Source organism: Psychrobacter sp. N25K4-3-2 (assembly GCF_015351755.1).
GTDB lineage: Bacteria > Pseudomonadota > Gammaproteobacteria > Pseudomonadales > Moraxellaceae > Psychrobacter > Psychrobacter glaciei.
Genome location: NZ_JADKLX010000006.1, coordinates 1 through 24,509 on the forward strand (window position 1 = coordinate 1; position 24,509 = coordinate 24,509).

Sequence of the window (24,509 nt, forward strand, 5' to 3'; positions counted from 1 at the left end):
CCGATGGTACCGACGTTGACGTGTGGCTTGCTGCGTTCAAACTTGGCCTTTGCCATGGGTATTTCCTCTTTTTTTGGGGGCAGTGCTCAACTAGTATAAATACAATAATTGAGACAATCCTGACCACATTAAGATAATTGTTAAAAGGTCGCACATACTAATGTGCAGATATTATAAGAAAATCACGGCCAATAACAAGTCTTTTAACCAATTATTGACGTATTATTCAATGACAATATAGAGACCTGCCCTATATTGTCACCATTAAATAGACTTTACTTACTCGTCGCCATCTTTAGAGTTGAACTTAGAGATGATGTCAGCGGCTACTGATTTTGGAATCTCAGCGTACTTTTGGAATTCCATTGAGTACGTTGCACGGCCTTGAGACATTGAGCGCATTTGGGTAGCATAGCCAAACATTTCGGCTAATGGTACTTCTGCACGGATTTGCTTAGTGCCACCAGGCAGATCTTCCATACCTTGAACCATACCACGACGACGGTTTAAATCGCCCATGATGTCGCCCATGTAATCTTCAGGTGTCTCAACTTCAACTTTCATGACTGGCTCAAGTAGTGCAGGGTTTGCTGCCATGAAGCCTTTTTTGAAAGCGATAGAACCAGCCATTTTGAATGACAATTCATCAGAATCGACATCATGGTAAGAACCGTCATACAATGTCGCTTTTACGCCAACGATTGGATAGCCAGCAAGTACGCCATTTTTCATGCGCTCTTGAATACCTTTATCAACCGCACCGTGGAACTCTTTTGGTACCGTACCACCAACAACTTCTTCAGAGAATTCATAAAGAACGTCGCCAGCTGGATCCATAGGCTCAAGACGTAACCAAACGTGACCAAACTTACCACGACCACCCGTTTGACGTACGAATTTGCCTTCTTGTTCAACCGTCTCACGAATCGTCTCACGATAAGCAACCTGCGGCGCACCGATGTTGGCTTCAACGTTGAATTCACGCTTCATACGATCTACAAGAATCTCTAGATGCAGCTCACCCATACCACTGATGATAGTCTGACCAGATTCTTCGTCAGTGTGTACACGGAACGATGGATCTTCTTTAGCCAAACGGCCTAAAGCGATTGACATTCTTTCTTGATCAGCTTTGGTCTTAGGTTCAACTGCTAGGCTGATAACTGGATCTGGGAATTCCATGCGCTCAAGCGTGATAACATTGCTTTCGTCACATAGCGTATCACCAGTCGTTACATCTTTCATACCAACCAATGCAGCGATATCACCAGTACGGATTTCTTCAAGCTCTTCTTGCGTGTTTGCCATCATCTGTACGATACGGCCAACGCGCTCACGCTTCATTTTAACTGGGTTATAAACGCTTCCGCCCTGCTTGATAACACCTGAATAAACACGAACGAAGGTTAAGTTACCGACGAACTTATCATTCATGATTTTGAAAGCAAGTGCTGAGAATGGTGCGTCGTCTGATGCTTCACGAGTACCTTCGCTTTCTTCTTTGTCATCAAGAATACCGCGAATAGCTGGTACATCTATTGGTGCAGGCAGATACTGAATAACCGCATCCAACATCTTCTGTACACCTTTGTTTTTAAAGGCAGTACCACAAAGTAGTGGAATGATTTCGTTATCGATAGTCAATTGACGGATAGCAGCGTTGATTTGATCTACTGTCAATTCGCCATTCTCAAGATACTCATTCATGAGTTCTTCAGAAGCTTCAGCAGCGTTTTCTACCAAATACTCACGATATTCTTCTGCTTTTTCTTGAAGTTCTGTTGGGATTTCGCGCTCGTCATATTCCATACCTTGAGACGCTTCGTCCCAATAGATGGCTTTCATAGTCACAAGATCCACTACGCCTTCAAAAGCATCTTCTTTACCAATTGGAATAACCAATGGTACTGGCTTGCCGCCTAAGCGAGTTTTGATCTGATCGATAACACGGTAAAAATCAGCACCAACGCGATCCATTTTGTTTACAAATGCAAGACGTGGAACTTTATATTTGTTAGCCTGACGCCATACGGTCTCAGACTGTGGCTGAACGCCGCCTACTGCACAGTAAACCATGCAAGCGCCATCAAGTACACGCATAGAACGTTCAACTTCAATCGTGAAATCAACGTGACCTGGGGTGTCAATAATGTTGATACGATGTTCATCAAACTGCTTAGCCATACCTGACCAGAAGCAAGTCGTCGCCGCTGAAGTAATAGTAATACCGCGCTCTTGTTCTTGCTCCATCCAATCCATGGTGGCTGCGCCATCATGAACTTCACCAATTTTATGACTAACACCGGTATAGAATAAGACACGCTCTGTCGTGGTCGTCTTACCAGCATCAATGTGCGCAGAAATGCCAATATTGCGATAGCGTTTTAGGGGAGTTTTACGAGCCATAGTGTTTTCCTAGGGAAATTCGTGTATATATTAATGTGTTGTATCTCTACCTCATACTCTATGACAAAGCAGTCAGCTTCGTAATATTACTTACTGATTATTGGGCCTAATACGGACAAAAAAAGAGCAAATACTTAGAATATAGCGGCATCAAATTGGGGATGCTGTCTATGAAGAACAGTATCCTTTTCAGGACAGCATCTTGACAGATGTCCGCCATCCAGATTATGTGAGTATTTTATTATCTTACGATGAAAAAATGTCAATAACCTGATGAGGATGGCGGCAATCAATAGAATAAATAATTAACTAGCATAAACTATTGCTTTAAAACCACTCTTAACAAGTGGTATAAAAAATAGTCTAGAAACGGTAATGAGAGAACGCTTTGTTAGCATCTGCCATACGGTGAACTTCGTCACGCTTCTTCATAGCGTTGCCTTTGCCGTCAGCGGCATCATTCAATTCGCCAGCCAAACGCAAAGCCATTGATTTTTCAGAACGCTTAGCAGCAGCTTCAGCTAACCAACGCATAGCCAAGGCAGTACGACGGGAGGGGCGTACTTCCATTGGTACTTGATAGGTAGCACCACCAACACGGCGAGCTTTTACTTCTACCATTGGGCGTACATTCTCTAAAACTTCTTCAAAGAAAGATACTGGATCTTCGATTTTACGTTTTTCACTGACTGTCTCAAGTGCACCGTAAACGATACGCTCAGCAGTAGATTTTTTACCATGACTCATTACATGGTTGATGAATTTTGCAACAGTTTGGCTACCAAACTTAGGATCCGGTAGGATCTCACGGGTAGCAACGACGCGACGTCTTGGCATAATAAATTTCCTTGTCTTCAGGAGTGTCCAACATTCACAACATCATACTCGTCATCATAGGACATAGTAATGAGTTGTCAGTTAGCCTTACTGCATGGTGGTATGTTTAGGTGTAGCTAGCCAATATAAAGTAATTTATATTAACCAATACTACTGTTGACACCAAACCCATGCACAGTTATTGGGTGATGCAAATAAGCTAAGCTAATATTAAGCTTTAGGCTTCTTGGCACCATACTTAGAACGACCTTGTCTACGGTCTTTAACGCCTGCGCAATCTAGTGCACCGCGAACAGTGTGATAACGTACACCTGGTAGATCTTTTACACGACCACCGCGGATAAGAACAACACTGTGCTCTTGTAGGTTATGACCTTCGCCGCCGATGTAGCTTGATACTTCATAGCCTGAAGTCAAACGTACACGACATACTTTACGCATGGCTGAGTTAGGTTTTTTAGGCGTGGTAGTATATACACGAGTACATACACCGCGACGTTGTGGGCACGCTTGCAACGCAGGAACTTTTGACTTTTCCTTGATGGTTTTGCGACCCTTGCGAATCAATTGGTTAGTTGTTGCCATAAGGCATCCTTCTCCCGTTTGGTATAAAACAAAAAAATGGGGAAATGCACCATCGATCTGACGCAATTCGCAGATTTCGGCACACCCATTTTTAGGACAGTATATTATAAAGAGTTGTTGCTGCTAATTCAACCACTTATGAGTTGTTTTACTTTACAACATTCGATATATATGCATTAAGCCTACCACTATAACACTTTATCTGTTCTGCACTGAAAAATAGCTGAAAAACAAGACGTTAAATACGGTGGTGTTGGCAGACTTACATACTATGAACACAAGCATTATCAATAAAAGGTGTTTAGAGATAAATACCTGGCAGTTCGTGACGATTAAATGGCGATATTATCTTACTTTTCAAGACAGCTAAGACAATATCGCTACATTTAAATATGGACGGTTGTTTCAATTTACTTATTTTGCTTATCTGCTGCTTTGTCTGTGCTTTTTGATTTACTGTCTGACGATTTGTTTGAGTTGTCTTTTTTGCTCTCTTTGTCTTCTGGGTCTTTACGCTCATCGTTGCTCTTATCATCAGCATTTTTGCTATCAGTACTTTTATCAGCGCCTTTCTCATCATTGCTGGCGGTTTTGCTCACCTCTTCCTCGCTACCGCTATCATCGGTAATCGCACGATTGGCAAGTTTGGCTTCTGGGGCAAAAGTCGCTTGCGCCACACCGATCACTTCGTCAATGAGTTGGCTGTTATAACGCATGCCTACCACTACCGCAGTGCCTGGTAAAAAACGACGTATCCATGATAAATTAATCTGATCAAGATCGATACCTACCTGACTGGCAATATTGTCTACTTGTTCAGCATAGAAATTCACATTTTTGTTTTTAAGGCCTAGGTTTTTAAGCTCACTATGCAGACCATTACTTTGCGCGTTGTCCAGCAAGCCTTTACCGATGCCAATACCAGCAAGCAGCGCTTGTTTTTCTTGCATCTTACTTAGGTCAGCATTGGCAAGCAGCTCATACGCCATCTTGACGCCTTGCTTACCTGTCAACGGCTTATTATAAACCGCAGCCAATTGATAAACAGTACGCAAAGACACTAGCAATAACCATAAAGTATCAGCCAGCAAACCTGGTAATCCAGCCAAGCCCGTTAAGCCACCAATCGTAGCAAGCGCACGGTTTTGATTGGCAATATCAGTCGCCAGTGCATAACGCTCTTCATCGTCTAGACTTGCAACGCTAGCAAAACGATGCTCATTGGGCAGGTCAATTTGACTCCAAGTAGCGGCGAGCTTAGCAATTTGCGCAAAAGCGCCATCAACTGTCGATTGAAATAAGCTATTCGGCACTACTTTTTTGGCATACTTACCATAGGTAGCAAAACGAGTGCCTAATAATTGCTGAGTCGCCTTTAGGGTTTGTTCACGAAATAAATCTTGTTGATAGTCTTCATCACCTAGATCTACCGCTTTATAGTGACTCGGTTTACCCGTCTTTGCATTCATGCTATCAATCGCTGCACCCATACGTTCTAGGTTGTTGCGAGCAAAATAGCCAATAGTATTGATACCCTTAGAGAGAGTGCTACGCTTTGCCATCGTTATGTCCTTAATATGATGATTGGTCATTTTTATAGTAGTAATGAATGGGTCATTTTAGCCAATGAGGCAAACAGCTGTCAGTGCGAACAATGTTATCGCGCTCACAAATTTTGTATCTAAAAGTACAGCTTATTCGTAGTTATCGACCTTTTTCTGCGTCTCTGCTCTACTTTTATCTGTATAAAAATAGCGGTATCTTAACGGCTAAAACCACGATTATCATATCGCAAAAAAGTCTGTCATGGCTACTTTTAACCGCAATCAATGTTTTGTGGTTATTTTGCACTTATCCAAAGATTTTGAACCCTTGATACGTTATCATATGACATAGGCTAAGGCATTAGCTGGCGATCATGTATTTGGTTCTATGATGATAAAAACAATCACTTTAGAGAAACCTTTAGAAGTTAAGTAGCCTTTAAAAGTTAAAAAACTTCTTAGAGATGCCATTATTTAATTGTCTAGACTACCTTTAACCAGCTACTGCTATCACAAAACAGCCATACCAACCGCTACATAATAGAATGATGGACTCAAAAGCGATTATTAAAGGTAATTATCAAAAATCGTTATTAATAAGGAATAGAATATGCGCCGCGTTGTTATCACTGGAGCAGGGATTGTCTCTTGTATCGGACATGACTTAGCCACGGTTACTGCCGCTCTTAAGCAAGGGCAGTCTGGCATTACATTTAATGACTCTTATGCTGAACATGAATTTAAATCACACATTAGTGGCAGTATCGATAAAGCAGAACTCGACACCTCCGCTATAGATCGTAAGTTAAAGCGCTTTTTTAGTGATGCCAGCCTTTATGCATATGTCAGCGCCCTAAATGCGATTGAGCACGCTGGCTTATCGCTTGAGACTATCAATAGCAATCCACGAGTGGGCGTCGTAGCCAGCTCAGGTGGCGCATCGACAGAAAATATCGTCAATGCGATAGATGCGATGCGTGAAAAAGGTCTACGCGGTGTCGGTGCGATGGCAGTACCAAAAACCATGGGCAGCTCGGTATCCGCCGCATTAGCCACCGGTCTAAAAATTCAAGGAGTGTCCTACTCTCTTGCCTCTGCTTGTGCAACCTCAACACATTGTATCGGTCATGCCGCTGAGCTTATTCAATTAGGCAAAGCCGATATCGTCCTCGCTGGTGGTAGTGAAGCTGAACACTGGACGCAGTCTTGTATGTTTGATGCGATGGGCGCAGTGAGTACACAGTATAATGACACGCCAGAACTTGCCTCAAGAGCTTATGACAAAGACCGTGATGGTTTTGTGATTGCTGCTGGTGGCGCGATGGTTGTTGTAGAAAGCCTAGAACATGCTCAAGCACGCGGTGCCAATATATTGGCTGAAATCGTCGGCTACGGTGCCAGCTCTGATGGTGCAGAAATGGTCGCACCAAGCGGTGAAGGCGCAGTACGCTGTATGCAGCAAGCACTAGCCGAAGCTGGTCTAGAAAGCGTCGATTATATCAACAGCCATGGTACGAGTACGCCACTAGGTGATATCACTGAGCTTAAAGCGATTGCTAAAGTATTCGGTAATGATGTCAGCAAAGTACCGCCTATCAGCTCGACCAAATCGATGACCGGTCACAGCTTAGGTGCCGTTGGTGCTCAAGAATTAATCTATTGCCTATTGATGCTACAAGAAGGCTTTATCGCGCCAAGTATTAATGTTGAAAATTTAGACCCTGCGGCTGAAGGCTTTGATATCGTCACCGAAAAACGTGATGCCAATCTCAAAACCTTGATGAGTAATAGCTTTGGCTTTGGTGGTACGAATGCTACCTTAATTATCAAAAAGTTTGACGCGTAAACTATGCCCGTAGAAAATCATAAGAATACTGAGCAGACAGTTTCTGCCCTATCGCCAGCTACTCAACCTAGCTGGCGTTTTGGTGAGCTAACGGCTGCCGAATTAATACCACAACTGCAAAGTCATCTAATAGCAAAAGATACTGAAGCCAACTGGCAATTGGTTTGGTTAAGTAATGACGACCGACCAGTGATTGGTTTGCTCCCTAAAGTAAGCTGGTCCGTCCACTATGATGCTGCCAATAATAAGCCAACTGACGATCCGTCAGGCGCTTATAAAGTTATTAAAAATTGTCGTGGTTCTTGTCTTGATGATAGCCCTACGTCAACAACGACATATATGAGCTATGCTAAATGGCAGGATGAATTAATTGCTTATAGCCAAGCTTGTGAGGATGCTAATAAAGACTCAAAGCCAGCAAGCGATGTAAATGAGAAGCCAAGTTATCATCATGGTATGATAGGCTTTATCGGTTATGATATTGCTGCTCATGAGCTCAGCCCAGCTGCAAATATCAAGCTGGCAGCGCAGCCTTGTGCGGTATTAGGTCATTACGATATCTACCTAACCCCGTCTGATAAAGAAAATAGCTGGAGACTAAATACACTAGGTTTAAATACTGATAGCGAGGCAACAGACGCAACACTATCAGCGCTTATATCGTATTTAGACATGCTAGACCATGAATTATTCAATAGAAAAAAACCCTCTAATGACAGTGCATCATCGTTAGCGCCCTTAATATTGAACGAGCGCTGGCATAAAAATGATTATCAAAGGGCTTTTGCAAAAACCCAAGAGTATCTACAGCAGGGTGACTGCTATCAAATCAATCTGACCCAAGAGTGGAAAGGTTCTTTTTATAACAACCTCAACGATGATGGCATTTTACCGATGCTTATTGATTATTTACCTGCCCTACATCGGAATACAAAAGCTCCCTTTGCAGGGTATTTGGCCGCCAATCATTTTAACCATGAAATTAAAGACCTTACGTCACTGCATCCTTTCGAATTATTAAGCTGCTCACCTGAGTTATTTTTTACTTTTACAAAAGACACTAACACCGGCAAACATCATATTCGCACCAAACCGATCAAAGGAACGATGCCGCGCGGATTGAATACTGCACAAGATAATGCTTATAAACAGCAACTGATCGATAGTGAAAAAGATCGTGCCGAAAACGTCATGATCGTTGATTTACTGCGCAATGATTTGGGTAAATATGCCAAGACTGGTAGCGTAAAAGTGCCGCAGTTATTTGCGATTGAGACCTTTAGCAATGTGCATCATATGGTTAGTACCATCACGGCCGAGTTAAAGCCAGATACTCATCCATTAGCCGTATTATTTGGCAGTTTGCCTGCTGGCTCTATTACCGGCACACCAAAAAAGCGGGCGGTTGAGATTATATCTGAACTGGAAACTGCACCGCGTGGTGCTTATTGCGGCACCATGGGCTATATGAACTTTGATGGTAGTGGTCAATGGAATGTGCTCATTCGCACGTTGCAAGCAAATGAATCGTTGAGCGGCGCTAGAGAAGTCAGTTTATGGGCAGGTGGTGGTATCACTGTCGCTTCTGATTGTGATGCTGAATATCAAGAATGTCTCGATAAGGTAGGTAATCTGTTAAGTGTCTTAAGTCAAGAACATCTCTATAAACACACTTAAGCGTCACTCAAAAAGACGACTAAAAAAATCCTGCTAACGTCATGTTGAGCAGGATTTTTTATTAATACAATTTCAAACCATCAAAACCGTGAACGAGATATTAATCAGCAACGATTTCAGCCTTTTTCTGCAATGCTTGCAAAGCCTCGATTAAACGGTTGTTTTGCTCAGCTGTACCGGTCGTAATACGCAAGTACTCACTGATGCGCGGTTTGTCAAAATGACGGACGATGATGCCTTGCTCTCGTAACGCATTCGCTACCGCACTCGCATTACCCTCTTTTGGACGCACAAATACAAAGTTGGCATGTGACGGCAGCACTTGATAATCCAATGCCACTAAGTCCGCTGTTAGTGACTCACGCAGGTCAATAACCTGCTGACGCGTTTGCTCAAAATATTCAGTATCTAAGACACTGGCCGTCGCCCCAGCTTGCGCCAGTTTATCGAGTGGATAGCTATTAAAGCTATTCTTCATGCGTGTCAGTGCTTCGATTAATGAGATATTTCCAAAGGCCATACCGACGCGTAAACCAGCAAGTGAGCGTGATTTCGAAAAGGTTTGCGTCACAAGAATGTTGTCAAACTCATTGATTAAGCTCACTGCTGAAACTTCTGAATCTGAGCTGCCATCAGCTGCCCCAGCAAAATCAATATACGCCTCATCGATCACAATCACTGCATTAGTATGCTCGCCCGCCAGCTTACGAATGTCATCAAGCGATAATAATAAACCGGTTGGCGCATTAGGATTGGCAATGATGATACCACTGCAAGGCTGACGATATGCATCAGGGTCGATACTGAAATCCTCTTCTAGTGCAATTTGTATCAAATCGATACCAAAAGTCTGCGCATATACAGGGTAAAAACTATAGCTGATATCAGGGGCTAATACAGGGCGCTCTTTTAGGAAAAAACTGGCAAAAACGAGTGCCAACACTTCGTCTGAGCCATTACCGACAAAGACTTGGTTTGCTTCAATACTATAAAGCTGTGCCAATGCGGCACGCAAATCATCAGATTCGGGCGCAGGATACAAGCGTAAATCATCCGCTTGCTGCTCTAAAACTTTTGCGATTGCCTCCCCTACTTTCGGGGAAGGTGGGAATGGGTTTTCATTGGTATTTAATTTACATAAATTGTCGTGTTGCGGCTGCTCACCAGGGACATAAGGTGACAAGTTACGCGCTTTAGATGACCAAAGTCTGGTATCTATCTTTGACTCACTCATAAATTATCCTAAAATTAGCCACGAAGACTATTAAAAGTAAATGTCTAAAAAAATGTCTAAAACAACTCTTAAACCATCCAAGCTATCTTACTGATAACGATAACGAGCTGAACGTGCATGGGCTTCTAAGTCCTCACGCTGCGCTAAGATATCTGCCGTTTCAGCCAATGGCTTGCTGCCTGCTTCACTACAATAAATAATCGAAGACTTCTTTTGGAAATCATAAACGCCGAGTGGCGAAGAAAAACGTGCGGTGCCAGATGTTGGCAACACATGATTGGGCCCTGCGCAATAGTCACCAATCGCTTCAGGCGTGTGACGTCCCATGAAAATAGCACCAGCATGACGAATGTCACTTAATAGCGCATCAGGATTATCAACAGACAACTCTAAATGCTCAGGGGCAATACGATTAATGAGCGCCAACCCTTCAGCTCTATCTTTTACTAGTATCAACGCACCACGATTTTTTAGCGAATCACGAGCGATATCAGCCTTTGGTAATTCTGCCAGTGCTTTTTCAATTTCAGCGGCCACTTCTGCGAGCTGCTGTTCACTGGTCGTGACAAAGATGGCTTGGGCGATACGGTCATGCTCAGCTTGTGACAATAAATCCATCGCTAGCCAATCAGCGCGATCTTGCGCCTCACCTTCTGCATAGACCAATACTTCAGAAGGGCCAGCAATCATATCGATACCAACTTGCCCAAATACCGCACGCTTCGCCGCTGCCACGTACTTGTTACCAGGTCCAGTGATTTTATCTACCGCTGGAATCGTTTCAGTACCATAAGCCAGTGCCGCCACTGCTTGCGCACCGCCGATGGTAAAGACACGGTCAACTTGTGCCAAATGGGCTGCTGCCAATACCAATGGATTGAGTATGCCTTTAGGCGCTGGCACCACCATGATCACTTCATTAACACCAGCTACTTTGGCAGGAATAGCATTCATCAATACAGAGGATGGGTAAGACGCCAGACCACCGGGTACATAGATACCGACGCGATCAAGTGGCGTGACTTTTTGACCTAAACGATTGCCAAGCTCATCTTCGTATTGCCAAGTCTCTTGTACTTGGCGCTCATGGAAGGTCTGTACCCGTGTCGCTGCCGTCGTCAATGCTGTTTTTACTTTTTCGTCAAGGTTAGCAAACGCCTCAGCAAGTGATTCTTTAGAGAGCTCCAGCTCTTGCATTGTCGTCGCTGGATGCTGGTCAAACTGCTGGGTTAACGCCAATACGACGCTATCGCCATCGTGGCGCACTCGGGCGATGATATCATCAACGGTTTTTAGTAAATCGGCATCATTGACCGTTTCAAAAGCAAGCAACTGTGTCAATTCACTATCAAAACTGGCATCTTGGGTACTTAACTGGCGCATGACCTCATCCTATGTCTGGGCATAAAATACTGCTAAAAAATAAACGATGGAAAAATAAAGCCAATAGTATAAATGTGGCAAAAGCTTTCGTCAGCTTATCTATAATTATTTTATTCAGATTACACTGAACACTTACTATTTGACAAGCCAACACAATAAAACCAGTCTAGCATGCTATGTCTATCATAGAGCGCTAAACTGGTTTAAAAATCTGCATGACCATGCTTTATATTATCAATACATACTTCATATTATCGATGATAGGCATCTTTATACATTTCTGTTTTATGAGTTGCTAGCAACACTGTCTTTAAAGCTATCCAAGATCGGCTCAAGTAGTGCAAATTTGCGCTTGTAGCTAACCTGATTGACAATCAAACGTGATGACACATCACAAATATGATCGAGAGCTTCTAGACCATTGGCGCGCAACGTATTACCTGTATCAACCACATCGACAATCAAATCACCCAAACCGACTAATGGGGCAAGCTCCATCGAACCGTATAGCTTAATGACATCGACTTGCTGACCTTGACTGGCAAAGTAAGCACGGGCAACATTGACATACTTGGTGGCAATACGTAGGCGACGATTGGGCAGTGGCGCATCTTTTACGCCAGCGGTCATCAGCTTGCATTGAGCAATTTTCAAATCAAGCAACTCATAGACATGATTGGCACCATGCTCTAGCAACACATCCTTGCCCGCTACCCCAAAGTCAGCAGCGCCATGTTCAACGTAGGTTGGTACATCGCTGGCACGCAGAATCAAAACGCGCACATTAGGATTTGAGGTCGGGAAAATAAGTTTGCGTGAGGCTTCAGGATCTTCTAAAAGCTCAACACCAGCTGCGCGTAGCAATGGCATGGTTTCTTCTAGAATACGGCCTTTTGACAAGGCGAGTGTTAAGCCTGAAAACTCATCATTTACTTCGTTTAATAAACCATTACTCGGTAGATTGTTGCTTGCTTCAGTCATAATGACATCGTGTCCATGTACAGTGAGTATCCCCACTAAAGAGGATTTTTTAAATTTATAACGCCAAACGTTCAATTTTATAACGCCAATCCTAACAATAGTTGGCGCTACAAAATCTCATCAGCCAATCAAGCTTAATCGCTGATTTAATCGTTGGTATTGATACGTTCGATATTGACCCCAAGCGCACGCAGTTTTTCTTCAACATGCTCATAGCCACGATCGATATGATAAATACGGTCGATTAAGCTTTTGCCTTCAGCAGTCGCCGCCGCCATCACCAATGACATAGACGCACGTAAATCAGTCGCCATGACAGGGGCGGCTGTGAAGTTTTCGACGCCTTTAACCACAGCCGTATGACCATCTACTTGAATAGATGCGCCTAAACGATTGAGCTCAGGTACATGCATATAGCGGTTTTCAAAGATATTTTCGATAAAAGTACTGGTGCCATTCGCCAAGCAAGCAATCGCCATGACTTGCGCTTGCATGTCAGTGGGAAAGCCAGGGTGTGGCTGGGTACGGATATCAACAGGCAGTGGACGACCTTTCATTTGGGCGCGAATCCAATCATCGCCACTGGTAATCACGGCACCCATGTCTTCGAATTTTTCTAACACAGGCGTTAATAATAGTGCAGAAGTGTTTTTGGTCAATACATCGCCGCGAGTCATCAACGCGCCAGCAAGGTAAGAGCCAGTTTCGATACGATCTGGCACCACTGAATACTCACAACCGTGCAAGCGTTCAACGCCTTCGATAGTCATGATAGAAGTACCAATACCGCTTATTTTGGCACCCATCGCGACCAACATATTGGCCAAATCAACCACTTCTGGCTCAAGCGCACAGTTACCCAAAACAGTCGTGCCCTTGGCTAAAGCCGCTGCCATAATGACGTTTTCAGTACCGCCAACGGTCACCATGTCAAAAGAGTAGTTACAGCCAATCAGCTTGCCACCTTTTGGCGCTTGTGCTTTTACATAGCCATTCTCGACACTAATCTCAGCACCCATCGCCTCAAAGGCTTTTAGATGTTGGTCGACAGGGCGCGACCCAATCGCACAGCCACCGGGCAATGAGACTTCTGCCTCGCCAAAACGTGCCAGCAATGGCCCAAGGACTAAAATCGAGGCACGCATGGTCTTTACCAAATCATACGGTGCATAGAAGTTATCGATATTCTTGGTATCACAAGTGACAGTATCGTCCTGCTTTTGGATTTTGATACCCATGCCACCGATCAATTCAATCAACGTCCGCACATCTTGTAATGAGGGCACATTGTGCAATGTCGTTGGGGTCTCGGCCAATATCATAGCTGCCAATAATGGCAAAGCAGCATTTTTGGCGCCTGAGATAGTGACTTCCCCTGCGATACGACTACTACCAGTGATTAAAAATTGATCCATAGAAGTGACAACCTAGCGATGAGTATTAAAAATAGTGAAAATCAGACTTATCGAACCAATCATTGTAATAATTGTTAAAACAATCAGTTCTGTACAAGCCAATCGTATATAAAAAATTTAACCTTTTGACTGAACATACCATTCAGCAGGTGTCAGCGCTTGAATATTGAGTGCGTGAATATCACCACTGGCAATCTTGTCATTGACTAACGCATAGATCGCTTGCTGACGTTGCACGGCGCGTTTGCCCTCAAAACTGGCATCAACCACGCGTACATCAAACTTATTACCTTGATTGGCAGCTTGAATAAAAGCGTCTGGGAAGTGAGTCTGTAAAAATGCAATCAAATCGTCAGCGTTCATGCTCATAAAATATTCTGCCTTAAAGTTTCAGATAGGGTATAGAGGTAAAGTGACGACATTATAACAAGAGTTGAAGCATCTTACAGTACTGTCTTACGCAACTGCGCCTAAGCAATCCAGCCAGCACTAACAACACGGTTAAATGCCAAATATTTAAATAGGCGCAGTATGAGCAGACCTGACTATTTAAGCTTTTTATCCAAGTACGTTAATACTTGCGCACGCACATCATTGACCCACCGTAGCGGCGGTGCCATGGCACCGATACTGGTGGCATGGCTAGCCCCTTTGATTTCACCGTTTTCCACAGTAACACCCGCCTCTTGCAGCGCTTTGGTCATTTTAATCGTATTGGTTGCATACACCACTTTGTCTTTTTCGGCAGTCAGCAATAAATATGGCGGCTGCTCACCTTTGATTTGACGATCTGGCATTACCTCGTCTGGTGTGGCATCAGCAGCAAAGGCTGTTGCGCTGTCAAATTTACGAAAGTCATAACTATAAGGACCAGCAATACCGACAACCGCTTTAATGTCTTTTGGCTTAACACCATAAGGCGCTAAAAAATCCTCATTGGCAACAGCAGCAACCGCATTGAATGCACCTGCAGAGTGTCCAACCACCGCCAAGCGCTTTGGATCGGCATGCAGACTGGTTGCATTGTCGATGCTCCAAGCAATCGCTTGTGCCGCATCTTCGACATAATCAGGATAAACATGTTCAGGTGCTTTACGATAATTAATCACGGCGGTGACATAGCCTGCCTGCGCCAAGCTTTGACCGACAAAGGCATACTGTTCTTTATTACCACTCTCCCACGAACCACCATGGACGAAAACCACCATTGGATAACTGTCGTTGATAGCGCTTTGGGCTTTCATCGCTTGTGCCAATGGCTTGGGATAATAAATATCTAAGTCTTGCGATGGCTCATCACCATATAGAATGTTTTTACTGACCCCAACGCCGCCACTTGACGTAATACCATTGACCACAGCAAGTGGTGACAAAGCTTGTGCATTTTGGGCAGCGAGTACAATGCCGCCTATCGCCAATGCAGCAGTAACGCCTGCCCCTGAGAGTTTGAGCGTGCGGGCTTTAATATTTGGTTGTTCGGTATTGCATGAATCAATAGCTGGAGCGAGCGTGCTTGAATCCTTCATAGCCAGTATTCCTATTATATTTATTTTCAATCAACAGTGGATTGCCTTATAACAGCCGTATGGGTTCTGTACTTGATTCACCATAAAACATAATGACGTTTTATGATGAATGAGCCTCACGCTGTCACAGTTGTTTTTTACTTTTTATATCTTACTGGCTGGCCGAAGCATTATCGTGCTTTTACTGTTGCCACTGTTTAGGATTATTGTGATTACTTAACAGTGCGCTTATTGATTAAATACTTATTGACCCTGATAAAGATCAATATAAGGGCTGGATGACGGCTGATTAACCGACTCCCCTTCCTCTGTTATGACAATAGGTGTCGCAGTACTAGTAGCATTAGGCGTCACAGCGTTGTTTACATTAGGGTTAACGTTAGACGCTACATTAGAGTCAATAGCAGGCACCATCGTAGGATTGGCCAAATTATTTTCATACATAATATCGTCTTCAGCCAACTTCACCCCTCTATCATCGACGACGGTGGTCAGCAATACCAGCTCTGTAATACCGATTGTGTCGTTAGCGATATCAATCAGATGGCTTTGTTGGGTAGGCGTCATGCGCCCCATAATATAGACCACACCATTATCAGTCACCGCTTTGATTTGTGAGGCTTTTACGCCGTCATTCGCTGCGACTTTTGCCAATAGCTTTGAGGTGATATAACCATCGTGAACGGTTGAGCTATAACCCTTAGAGGCACTAACATTCAGCTCGTTGTAGACACGGCGCACATCTGGCATAGAGCTGACGACTTTTTCGACTTCTGCTTTGATTGCCTCAGTTGGTACTTCGCCTGTCAATAACACTTCACTGTTAAAGCTATCAATACCCATACGGCTGATTTGCTGTAGATCTTCTTTGAGCCCATAGACATTGATTTTGACCGTATGCTCAATACTGCGATCGAGCAGACGCTGTGGAATCGTACGCTCAGTCATTGGCACGCCATAGGTGCCCTCAGTACTATTGGTCAGATAATTGGTGCTACAACCTGTACTGACGAGAACGAGACCAGTCATTAGCATAACGCCTATCGCTGTGCGACGTGATGAACCAAAAATAGCAGTGCGCAAATGCATCCGTGTCATTATTTACCTCTTAAAGCATGATGGTGACGATTGTATGAGATCAATTGGTTTAGCCGTTTTAACTGAGTAACTATCAAATATCAAATATCAAATATCAAATATCAAATATCAAAATAAGAATTATCGACTGAGTAATCGCTAACGTCGTCGTTTCTACGACTAGCCATTTTCTTTCAATCACTTTACTTAATTTTTACGGCGGGCGGTTAGGTTTTTGGTAACGATAACATAGGGTCGTACTTTCTTTGCCTGTTTGGTAACACAGTCAAAACGCACTATTACCATGCGCTGGCTATAAAAGCGCCTTTTAACCATTCTGTCTGACTCTTCGATTTATTCGTAAAATCCCTGTTATTTTTATCCGTATTATTTGCAGCAATGCTGTGAGTATTAACCTTATTCGTATCATAAGCAATCACATCAAAGCGGCACTCATAATGACTATACTCAGGGTGCGCTTGTAAAAAATAACGAGCCGTCTTTATAATTTTACGTTGTTTGCTTGCCGTGACGCTAAGCGCAGCATCACCAAAACCTGAATGCTGGCGCTGACGTACTTCAATAAATACCAGCGTCGACCACGCCTGCCCCGTCTCTAGCATTATTAAATCTAACTCACCAACTTTAGGCTGCTGCCAGTTTTGTGCAATCAGCTGTAATCCTTGCGCTTGTAAAAACTCACACGCTCGTTGTTCAAAGCGGCTGCCTTGGCGCTGTTTTGGTGAAGTAAGGGTCAAAGGTTTATGATCTGCCATAGCATCCATGGGTCTGGTCAACATTTCATAATTATCATAGCACAACATGCTAAACTAACCACTTTTGCGCCCTTTTGTCATTATTGATTGTTCGCTATTTACCTGAACGATATATGATAAATGTCAGCGCCACCTTATTTTTTAATTCCAGTTTTTAATACTTCGAGGTTTTATGTCTACCCCTACTGCGATGCCAGCTTGCCTATATATCGTTGCCACGCCGATTGGCAATCTTACCGATATGACACCGCATGCGGTTGATATCTTAAAGCAAGTCGCTATCATTGCCTGCGAAGACACCCGCACTTCGGGTAAGCTGTTGTCGCATTTTGGCATCGACACTAAAGATAAAAAAAGCAGTAAAACGGACGATACCAAAGCGCCAGCCACTCATAATAACTTGGATGATTCTGAGGCTGTAGGTAAGCAAAAAGGACACAATAAGCTTTGGGCATACCATGAGCACAATAGCGCCATTCAAACGCCTAAAATTATTGAGATGATTCAGCAAGGTCATTCGGTCGCCTTAATCAGTGATGCCGGTACGCCGCTGGTCAGTGACCCTGGTTATCAATTGGTGCAAGCTGCCCATGCTGCTGGGGTTATTGTGTCGCCTATCGTTGGTGCTTCTGCGGCGATTGCGGCATTGTCTGTAGCGGGATTACCGTCAGACCGTTTTAGCTTTATTGGTTTTTTACCAGCGAAAACCCATGGTCGCCAAAAACAACTGAGTGCCCTCACCTCGCGTACCGAAACATTGATATTTTATGAAGCACCGCATCGTATTATTACCAGCTTAGAAGATATGGCGACGATATTTGGCGCAGATCGCGACGTGGCTTTTTGCCGCGAATTGACCAAAACCTTTGAGACCGTCCGTAAGAGTACGCTAGGCGATTTGGTTGAGTTTGTCAAAGCAGATGATAATCAGCAGCGTGGCGAAATAGTCGTGGTGGTCGCTGGCGTTGATGCGGCACAAGATACTGACGATATCAGCATCCATGACAAATTATTGCAAAGATTGTTAGAGGATTTATCGGTCAAAAAAGCCGCTGCATTGGCGTCCGATATTACGGGTGTCAAAAAGAATGCCCTCTATCAGCGTTTGCTTGATCTACAAGCTGAATGACTTTCGAATATAAAAGATAAGCGTTTATAATTTAATTGAGGAGAAGTGAGCAATGTACGATGTAATGGCGATAGGGAATGCCTTGGTTGACCACGAATATGTGCTATCTGATGCAGCGTTGGAAGAGACAGAGTTGACCAAAGGCAATATGACCTTGGCAGGTATCGAAGAGCAGCAGCAACTGTTGGCCTACTTCCAACTTGCACAAATTGCGCCATCAAAACAAGCGGGTGGTGGCTCAGCAGCCAATACCATGTATGCCTTTGCCAGTTTAGGTGGCAAGCCGTTTTATGCTTGCCGTGTGGGCGATGATGATCAAGGCGCCTTTTACCTCAGGGACTTGCACGAAGCAGGCGTCGCCACCTCAGACAAATCTATCCATGAAGGCGGTGTAACTGGATCTTGTGTGGTTGCTGTTACAGAAGATGGTGAACGCACCATGCAGACTTATCTAGGCACCTCAAGCGATATTGTCGCTGATAACGTCGATTTTGATGCGCTAACGCAAGCAGATTGGTTATACCTAGAAGGCTATTTAGCCATGTCCGAGGGCATCCAGCCAGCCATGACTCAGTTACGTCAGCAAGCTGGCATTCATAATGCAAAGATTGCGGTGAGCTTCGCCGATCCAGCGGTGGTTAAATTTGCCAAAGACGGTTTGCTCAATATGCTGGGCAACAAAGTAGCAGTGATATTTTGTAATAGTGAAGAAGCCAAGCTCTTTACGGATAAAAAACAAGTCAAAGCAGCCGCGCGTGCCTTACTTGAGCATTGCCAAATTGCGGTAGTGACGGATGGCGAAAAAGGGGCGGTTATCGCTCATAAACCTGATGCCGAGTCAGAGATTGTGGTATATGATATTGCTACGCCAGTCGTTGCCAATGTCATCGATACCAATGGGGCTGGCGACAACTATGCGGGGGCGTTCTTATACGCGTTATCGCAGCAGTACACCTTACCAGAATGTGGTCATCTTGCCAGCGAAGTGTCAGCACAAGTTATTCAACAATTTGGCCCACGACTCATGCCGCAGGATTATAAAGAGATTGCCAAACGGGTACTGTCCGCTTAATCTCTAAACATATTTTAGGACGGCACAGCCCTAATAAAAAAGCCCATATCAAATCGACATGGGCTTTTTCTTTTGCAAATTATTTTATTGTTAAGAAAATAATTAAGAAATAAGAAACTTGCAGATTAAGCCGAGGCTAATGCCTGTTCTAAATCGGCTTTGATATCGTCGATATGTTCAATACCAATCGACAATCGCACCATATCAGTACTCACACCAGCATTCTCTAACTCTTGCTCGTTCAACTGACGATGTGTGGTCGTCGCTGGATGACACGCCAATGATTTAGCATCACCGATGTTAACCAAACGCGTAATCAGCTGCAACGCATCAATAAAACGCGCCCCAGCTTCAAGGCCACCTTTTACCCCAAAAGTCAAAATAGCTGAGGGCGTACCCTTCATGTATTTCTTTGCAAGATCGTGCTCAGGATGATCTGGCAGACCCGCATACTTTACCCAAGCAACTTTATCATGGTCACGCAGATACTCAGCCACTGCTTGCGCGTTCTGTACATGACGCTCCATACGCAAGCTCAGCGTCTCCATACCCTGCAAGATACCAAAAGCATTTAATGGGCTAAGTGCCGCGCCAGTATTACGCAGCGGTGCCACGCGAGCACGAGCGATAAAGGCCGCTGCACCAACGTCCTTGACGAAGTTCACACCGTGATAACTGTGATCTGGCGTGTTCAGCAATGGGAAACGCTCAGGGTAATCACCCCAAGGGAACGTACCACTATCGACAATCGCACCACCAATAGAGGTGCCCGTACCACTCATATATTTGGTCAATGAATGAATGACAATATCCGCGCCAAACTCAAACGGACGGCAAATCGCTGGCGTGGCAACCGTACTATCAATCACCACCGGCACACCATATTCGTGCGCGATGTCACTGAGTGCTTGAATATCAATAATGTTACCCAGTGGATTACCGATACTTTCAGCAAAGACCATCTTGGTTTTATCATCGATTAAATCACGAATCGCCTCAGGATTTTTGTGGTCAAAGAAGCGGACTTCGATACCTTGACGCGGCAAAGCATGGGCAAATAAGTTGTAAGTACCACCATACAAGGTCGACACAGCAACGATGTTGTCACCCGCTTCACAGATGGTTTGAATCGCATAAGTGATGGCTGCCATACCAGATGCTACTGCAAGTGCGCCAATACCGCCTTCAAGCGCCGCAACGCGCTCTTCTAATACCGCATTGGTTGGGTTCATAATGCGCGTATAAATATTACCCGCGACTTTTAAATCAAACAAATCTGCGCCATGCTGGGTATTATCAAACGCATACGAGCTGGTGTGATAAATAGGCACAGCGACGGCTTTGGTCGTTGGCTCAACACTATAACCCGCATGAATCGCTAAGGTCTCTAAGCGCTGCATTGGTTTTGTGCCGTTCTCTGAATTGGTCTCTGGTTGTCCATCACTCATAACAAACTCCTTGGTAGTCACTAAAAAAAGCATCAATCAAAATAGATCATTTAAAGGTATCAATTGACCAATAATCTCTAAAAAAGCCATCTTATAAATGATAGCCATAAAAAAAAGCTGAGTTAATCATAACCCAGCTTCTTTATGAAAAGAATAGCCAATGTTGGGTTTATTAATAACCACCCAGCATAAGTAACCCTATTTCAATCTACTTCTGATTGTATTGATACTTACCACTTATTTGTAATAAGCATTTTCAGTACGAGTATGATCCGTCTCATCGATGACTTGTGTCAGCTCTGGTATTTGCTGCTTTAGCTGTACTTCAACGCCTTGACGCAAGGTCATATCAACGGCTGAACAGCCTTGGCAACCACCACCGAATTTCAATACAGCAGTGAGACCAACGCCTTCTTCATCAATCAACTCAAGCAACTGTACGTCACCACCATGCGCCGCTAAGCCTGGGTTAATCTCAGACTGTAATACGTAGTTGATACGCTCTTCTACGCTGGCATCAGCACCCACTTTTGGCATTTTAGAGTTTGGCGCGCGGAAAGTTAGCTGACCACCGAAACGATCTTTATTGTAGTCAATGACCGCATCTTCTAAATAAGGGACTGACGACGCTTCAATAAAAGCAGAGAAATCATCGTAGGTAAAACGTAGATCAGCACTGTCTTCTTCGCCCGGTTGGTTATAAGCCATACAGCACTCGGCACGCGGCGTACCAGGATGCTCGACGAAGATACGCACACCGATGCCGTCGGTATCTTGCTTGGACAGTAAATCGGCCAAATACCCTTGGGCTGACTCGGTAATGGTAATATTACTTTTCGTTTCTGTTTGCTCAGTATCTAGCGCTGATTCATAGTCTGCAGATTGATCTGATTGGCTGGCTTGATTGTGCTCACTCATAATTTTTCCTATGCGTTATGACACAAACGCGACTGCTGTCATAGCTGCTGTGTCGTGAATTTGGGCAATTTGGTTTAACAGTTATCAAGCATAACGGTTGATATTATAGTGCTCTAACGGCAATCTTGATAAAGGTTTGATGATTTTATAACCACTATTATAGCGCATTCAGTCGATAATTCCGACTGCGCTACTGCGAATTAAAGCGTGACCGTTATAAATAGTCACTATTGGTTTTTTTAATGGTGACATAAAAGATATAAAGAGGTGATGCTAAAAATGCGACGCAAAATTATTTAACTACCCACACCGCGTCTGCTATTGTTTATATTAAGGCTGCTTGATTGATTATCAAGGATGAAAGTGTATTAGGGATTGCCGAGTAGACATATCGTGCTACTCAGTATTAACCATACAATAAATGATGTCATAAACGATGCCATAACAAAACAATCTAGACGAGACCGCTTTATGATGACAGAAACCCTAAAACTGGTAAGCACCAAAGACGGCGAAAAAATAGCAATTTGGAAGATTGTGGATACTGCAAAAGATGAAAAGAAGACTGATATTCTTACCACCAATGCGCCTAGGGTAAAAGCACAAAATATTCTGTTGACCCACGGTACCTTTTCGGACAAACAGACTTGTTTAAGAATCGCCCACTATCTGGCGCAGCTTGGTCATCATTGCTACATTATGGAATGGCGCGGTCATGGTGCGAGCTCGATACCAACAGACAAATTCAACTTCGAAACCGTCGCAACTTATGATTTTGAGGCCACCTTTCGTTACTTATTTGCTGAGTTAAAACTGGATAATCTACACTGCGTCACCCACAGTGGCGGCGGTGCCTGCCTAACCATGTTTTTAATCCAAAACCCCCAGTATATTGACCACATCAACAGCATCAGTATGTTTGCCTGTCAAGTTTATGGCGCAGTATCGAACCCGATTAGCTACACTAAAATTCTCGCAGCCAAAGTATTTACGAGACTACTAGGCTTTATCCCAGCTAAGAAGCTTAAAATGGGTCCTTTTAACGAAAGCTATTATACGATGAACCAGTGGTACGACTGGAACCTGAACAAAGACTTTAAAAGCAGCTTTATACAACAAAGTAAATTTGAAACAACGACAATTGATGAAAATACGCCCTCTAACATCGCATCTGAAAACTCTGCATCTCATATTGCATCTCATAACAGCCACTTCGATTATCGTCAGCATATGCCAACTATTACCACGCCTATCTATGCGATCAGTGCCAAAGGTGACCATTTTATTTCGCCAACCCGTGGCTGTCAGTTGTTTTTTGACAAGTTCGCTAACCCCAACAACGTCTTTCGAGAGTATTCCCTTGACCATGGAGACTTGGATGATTACACACACAGCCGTGTCATGGTCAGCCGTAATGCTGCTACAGAGATTTGGCCAACGGTGACCGCATGGATAGAGAAGCATGCAAGGTAACGATGACACACCCCTACACATCTTTATACTTGTCAGAAAGTCATAGGCTGTGTCAGTATTAGCGTCATCAATTTTTAACCAATAAAAAATAAGTCGTAGGAAAGTGGCGTCTATGAGTGGATTATCAGAGCAAAATCTAGATACACAAAACCCAGATAAGCAGGACAAAAAACACTATCGTTATTTGGTGTTTATTGGGCGCTTTCAGCCGTTTCATTGCGGGCACAAAGCGGTCGTGGATGAAGCATTGAAGCGTACCGACAATGTCATCATGCTCATCGGCTCCGCAAACTTACCACGTAGCTTACGCAACCCCTTTAGCGTGGCTGAGCGCGCCGCGATGATTAAAGACGCGTATTCAACAGCAGATGCCGCGCGTATTCACTGCGTTGGACTCGATGATGCGCTTTACAATGACACACGCTGGCTGCAATACGTGCAAGCAGGTGTCAAATCTGTCACTGGCGACTTGCAGACCGATATTGGCCTGATTGGTCATTCAAAAGACAGCTCATCGTATTATTTATCGCTATTCCCCAACTGGGCGTCGGTCTCTGTACCCAATTATCATAATCTATCGGCGACCCCTATTCGGGACAGCTATCTCATGGGTGCCACACCAACCCCTGAGCGCACTCCTGAATCAACCCGCAACGTCCTAAATGACTTCAAAAAAACCGAGGATTATCAACAGTTACATGAAGAAGCTGACTTCGTTGATAAGTATAAAAGACAGTGGGAGTCTGCGCCTTACCCGCCTACCTTTATGACGGCAGATGCCTTGGTCGTCCAGTCGGGTCATATCCTACTGGTAGAACGTCGCAGCATGCCAGGGCGCGGGCTATGGGCGTTGCCGGGTGGGTTTTTGAATCCAAAAGAGACCCTATTTGATGCCTGTATCCGTGAGCTACGCGAAGAGACGCGCCTTAAAGTCCCAGAGCCAGTATTACGCGGCTCTTGTCATAGTCAGCATACCTTTGACGACCCTTACCGCTCAGCGCGTGGTCGCACGATTACCCAAGCCTTTTACTTTCAGCTAAAAAACGATCCAAAAGGTCTGCCCAAAGTAAAAGGCGGTGATGACGCGGCCAAAGCGTTTTGGTTACCGCTTGCCGAGTTGGATGCCACCATGATGTTCGAAGATCACTATGCGATTATTACTAAAATGGTAGGTTTGTAAGA

20 protein-coding genes are annotated in these 24,509 nt (G+C 44.1%); 6 read left to right on the forward strand and 14 right to left on the reverse strand.

Going from position 1 to position 24,509, the window contains the following annotated elements:
• Positions 1-279: 279 nt before the first annotated feature.
• From fusA to IOD06_RS12055, 4 genes are all read right to left on the reverse strand, one after another.
• Positions 280-2,406, reverse strand: coding sequence for an elongation factor G (gene fusA, locus IOD06_RS12040; RefSeq protein ID WP_010200606.1), 2,127 nt, complete (start codon positions 2,404-2,406; stop codon positions 280-282).
• A 363-nt stretch (positions 2,407-2,769) separates the two neighbouring features.
• Complete coding sequence (rpsG, locus tag IOD06_RS12045) at positions 2,770-3,243, reverse strand: 30S ribosomal protein S7 (protein WP_010200608.1); 474 nt, start codon at positions 3,241-3,243, stop codon at positions 2,770-2,772.
• A gap of 210 nt (positions 3,244-3,453) precedes the next feature.
• On the reverse strand, positions 3,454-3,828 hold the full coding sequence (gene rpsL, locus IOD06_RS12050; RefSeq protein WP_010200611.1) for a 30S ribosomal protein S12: 375 nt from the start codon (positions 3,826-3,828) through the stop codon (positions 3,454-3,456).
• Between the two features lie 410 nt (positions 3,829-4,238).
• Positions 4,239-5,390 (reverse strand): EcsC family protein, encoded by a 1,152-nt coding sequence (locus IOD06_RS12055; RefSeq protein ID WP_194621059.1) that lies wholly within the window; start codon positions 5,388-5,390, stop codon positions 4,239-4,241.
• 592 nt (positions 5,391-5,982) lie between these two features.
• Here IOD06_RS12055 and IOD06_RS12060 point away from each other — a divergent pair.
• Entirely contained in the window at positions 5,983-7,218 is a 1,236-nt protein-coding gene (locus tag IOD06_RS12060; RefSeq protein ID WP_194621060.1) for a beta-ketoacyl-ACP synthase II, read from the forward strand.
• 3 nt (positions 7,219-7,221) lie between these two features.
• Positions 7,222-8,895, forward strand: a complete 1,674-nt coding sequence (locus IOD06_RS12065; protein ID WP_194621061.1) for an anthranilate synthase component I family protein — start codon at positions 7,222-7,224, stop codon at positions 8,893-8,895.
• Between the two features lie 100 nt (positions 8,896-8,995).
• Here the strand turns inward: IOD06_RS12065 and hisC are convergent, their stop codons facing one another.
• The 8 genes from hisC to IOD06_RS12105 all read right to left on the reverse strand — a co-directional run bounded on the left by hisC (position 8,996) and on the right by IOD06_RS12105 (position 17,335).
• Entirely contained in the window at positions 8,996-10,129 is a 1,134-nt protein-coding gene (hisC, locus tag IOD06_RS12070; RefSeq protein ID WP_194621062.1) for a histidinol-phosphate transaminase, read from the reverse strand.
• 87 nt (positions 10,130-10,216) lie between these two features.
• Complete coding sequence (gene hisD, locus IOD06_RS12075) at positions 10,217-11,512, reverse strand: histidinol dehydrogenase (protein WP_189586770.1); 1,296 nt, start codon at positions 11,510-11,512, stop codon at positions 10,217-10,219.
• A gap of 285 nt (positions 11,513-11,797) precedes the next feature.
• Complete coding sequence (gene hisG, locus IOD06_RS12080) at positions 11,798-12,493, reverse strand: ATP phosphoribosyltransferase (RefSeq protein WP_189586767.1); 696 nt, start codon at positions 12,491-12,493, stop codon at positions 11,798-11,800.
• A gap of 146 nt (positions 12,494-12,639) precedes the next feature.
• Complete coding sequence (murA, locus tag IOD06_RS12085; RefSeq protein WP_194621063.1) at positions 12,640-13,908, reverse strand: UDP-N-acetylglucosamine 1-carboxyvinyltransferase; 1,269 nt, start codon at positions 13,906-13,908, stop codon at positions 12,640-12,642.
• 117 nt (positions 13,909-14,025) lie between these two features.
• Entirely contained in the window at positions 14,026-14,277 is a 252-nt protein-coding gene (locus IOD06_RS12090) for a BolA/IbaG family iron-sulfur metabolism protein (RefSeq protein ID WP_320157439.1), read from the reverse strand.
• A 176-nt stretch (positions 14,278-14,453) separates the two neighbouring features.
• Positions 14,454-15,434, reverse strand: coding sequence for an alpha/beta hydrolase (locus IOD06_RS12095; protein WP_194621064.1), 981 nt, complete (start codon positions 15,432-15,434; stop codon positions 14,454-14,456).
• A 243-nt stretch (positions 15,435-15,677) separates the two neighbouring features.
• Complete coding sequence (locus tag IOD06_RS12100) at positions 15,678-16,532, reverse strand: BON domain-containing protein (RefSeq protein WP_194621065.1); 855 nt, start codon at positions 16,530-16,532, stop codon at positions 15,678-15,680.
• Between the two features lie 278 nt (positions 16,533-16,810).
• Positions 16,811-17,335: a YraN family protein gene (locus IOD06_RS12105; RefSeq protein ID WP_194621066.1), complete on the reverse strand. Its 525-nt coding sequence runs from the start codon at positions 17,333-17,335 to the stop codon at positions 16,811-16,813.
• 124 nt (positions 17,336-17,459) lie between these two features.
• Here IOD06_RS12105 and rsmI point away from each other — a divergent pair, with 124 nt between their 5' ends.
• Both rsmI and IOD06_RS12115 read left to right on the forward strand, forming a co-directional pair.
• Positions 17,460-18,416: a 16S rRNA (cytidine(1402)-2'-O)-methyltransferase gene (rsmI, locus tag IOD06_RS12110; RefSeq protein WP_194621067.1), complete on the forward strand. Its 957-nt coding sequence runs from the start codon at positions 17,460-17,462 to the stop codon at positions 18,414-18,416.
• A 52-nt stretch (positions 18,417-18,468) separates the two neighbouring features.
• Positions 18,469-19,488: an adenosine kinase gene (locus tag IOD06_RS12115; protein ID WP_189586750.1), complete on the forward strand. Its 1,020-nt coding sequence runs from the start codon at positions 18,469-18,471 to the stop codon at positions 19,486-19,488.
• 125 nt (positions 19,489-19,613) lie between these two features.
• Here IOD06_RS12115 and IOD06_RS12120 read toward each other — a convergent pair whose 3' ends face one another.
• On the reverse strand, positions 19,614-20,888 hold the full coding sequence (locus tag IOD06_RS12120) for an O-acetylhomoserine aminocarboxypropyltransferase/cysteine synthase family protein (RefSeq protein ID WP_194621111.1): 1,275 nt from the start codon (positions 20,886-20,888) through the stop codon (positions 19,614-19,616).
• Between the two features lie 285 nt (positions 20,889-21,173).
• Positions 21,174-21,854, reverse strand: a complete 681-nt coding sequence (gene nfuA, locus IOD06_RS12125; RefSeq protein WP_194621068.1) for a Fe-S biogenesis protein NfuA — start codon at positions 21,852-21,854, stop codon at positions 21,174-21,176.
• Between the two features lie 471 nt (positions 21,855-22,325).
• Between nfuA and IOD06_RS12130 the strand changes: the two genes are divergently transcribed.
• Both IOD06_RS12130 and IOD06_RS12135 read left to right on the forward strand, forming a co-directional pair.
• Positions 22,326-23,327: an alpha/beta fold hydrolase gene (locus tag IOD06_RS12130; protein ID WP_194621069.1), complete on the forward strand. Its 1,002-nt coding sequence runs from the start codon at positions 22,326-22,328 to the stop codon at positions 23,325-23,327.
• Between the two features lie 112 nt (positions 23,328-23,439).
• Positions 23,440-24,507 carry a bifunctional nicotinamide-nucleotide adenylyltransferase/Nudix hydroxylase gene (locus IOD06_RS12135; protein WP_194621070.1) on the forward strand — a complete coding sequence of 356 codons (1,068 nt, stop codon included), beginning with the start codon at positions 23,440-23,442 and terminating at the stop codon, positions 24,505-24,507.
• Positions 24,508-24,509: the final 2 nt, after the last annotated feature.

What these genes read in the sequence shown, in the direction of transcription:
- fusA (WP_010200606.1), bottom strand. Translation starts at nt 2,406, where the DNA reads ATGGCTCGTAAAACTCCCCTAAAACGCTATCGCAATATTGGCATTTCT.
- rpsG (WP_010200608.1), bottom strand. Translation starts at nt 3,243, where the DNA reads ATGCCAAGACGTCGCGTCGTTGCTACCCGTGAGATCCTACCGGATCCT.
- rpsL (WP_010200611.1), bottom strand. Translation starts at nt 3,828, where the DNA reads ATGGCAACAACTAACCAATTGATTCGCAAGGGTCGCAAAACCATCAAG.
- IOD06_RS12055 (WP_194621059.1), bottom strand. Translation starts at nt 5,390, where the DNA reads ATGGCAAAGCGTAGCACTCTCTCTAAGGGTATCAATACTATTGGCTAT.
- IOD06_RS12060 (WP_194621060.1), top strand. Translation starts at nt 5,983, where the DNA reads ATGCGCCGCGTTGTTATCACTGGAGCAGGGATTGTCTCTTGTATCGGA.
- IOD06_RS12065 (WP_194621061.1), top strand. Translation starts at nt 7,222, where the DNA reads ATGCCCGTAGAAAATCATAAGAATACTGAGCAGACAGTTTCTGCCCTA.
- hisC (WP_194621062.1), bottom strand. Translation starts at nt 10,129, where the DNA reads ATGAGTGAGTCAAAGATAGATACCAGACTTTGGTCATCTAAAGCGCGT.
- hisD (WP_189586770.1), bottom strand. Translation starts at nt 11,512, where the DNA reads ATGCGCCAGTTAAGTACCCAAGATGCCAGTTTTGATAGTGAATTGACA.
- hisG (WP_189586767.1), bottom strand. Translation starts at nt 12,493, where the DNA reads ATGACTGAAGCAAGCAACAATCTACCGAGTAATGGTTTATTAAACGAA.
- murA (WP_194621063.1), bottom strand. Translation starts at nt 13,908, where the DNA reads ATGGATCAATTTTTAATCACTGGTAGTAGTCGTATCGCAGGGGAAGTC.
- IOD06_RS12090 (WP_320157439.1), bottom strand. Translation starts at nt 14,277, where the DNA reads ATGAGCATGAACGCTGACGATTTGATTGCATTTTTACAGACTCACTTC.
- IOD06_RS12095 (WP_194621064.1), bottom strand. Translation starts at nt 15,434, where the DNA reads ATGAAGGATTCAAGCACGCTCGCTCCAGCTATTGATTCATGCAATACC.
- IOD06_RS12100 (WP_194621065.1), bottom strand. Translation starts at nt 16,532, where the DNA reads ATGACACGGATGCATTTGCGCACTGCTATTTTTGGTTCATCACGTCGC.
- IOD06_RS12105 (WP_194621066.1), bottom strand. Translation starts at nt 17,335, where the DNA reads ATGTTGTGCTATGATAATTATGAAATGTTGACCAGACCCATGGATGCT.
- rsmI (WP_194621067.1), top strand. Translation starts at nt 17,460, where the DNA reads ATGTCTACCCCTACTGCGATGCCAGCTTGCCTATATATCGTTGCCACG.
- IOD06_RS12115 (WP_189586750.1), top strand. Translation starts at nt 18,469, where the DNA reads ATGTACGATGTAATGGCGATAGGGAATGCCTTGGTTGACCACGAATAT.
- IOD06_RS12120 (WP_194621111.1), bottom strand. Translation starts at nt 20,888, where the DNA reads ATGCAGCGCTTAGAGACCTTAGCGATTCATGCGGGTTATAGTGTTGAG.
- nfuA (WP_194621068.1), bottom strand. Translation starts at nt 21,854, where the DNA reads ATGAGTGAGCACAATCAAGCCAGCCAATCAGATCAATCTGCAGACTAT.
- IOD06_RS12130 (WP_194621069.1), top strand. Translation starts at nt 22,326, where the DNA reads ATGATGACAGAAACCCTAAAACTGGTAAGCACCAAAGACGGCGAAAAA.
- IOD06_RS12135 (WP_194621070.1), top strand. Translation starts at nt 23,440, where the DNA reads ATGAGTGGATTATCAGAGCAAAATCTAGATACACAAAACCCAGATAAG.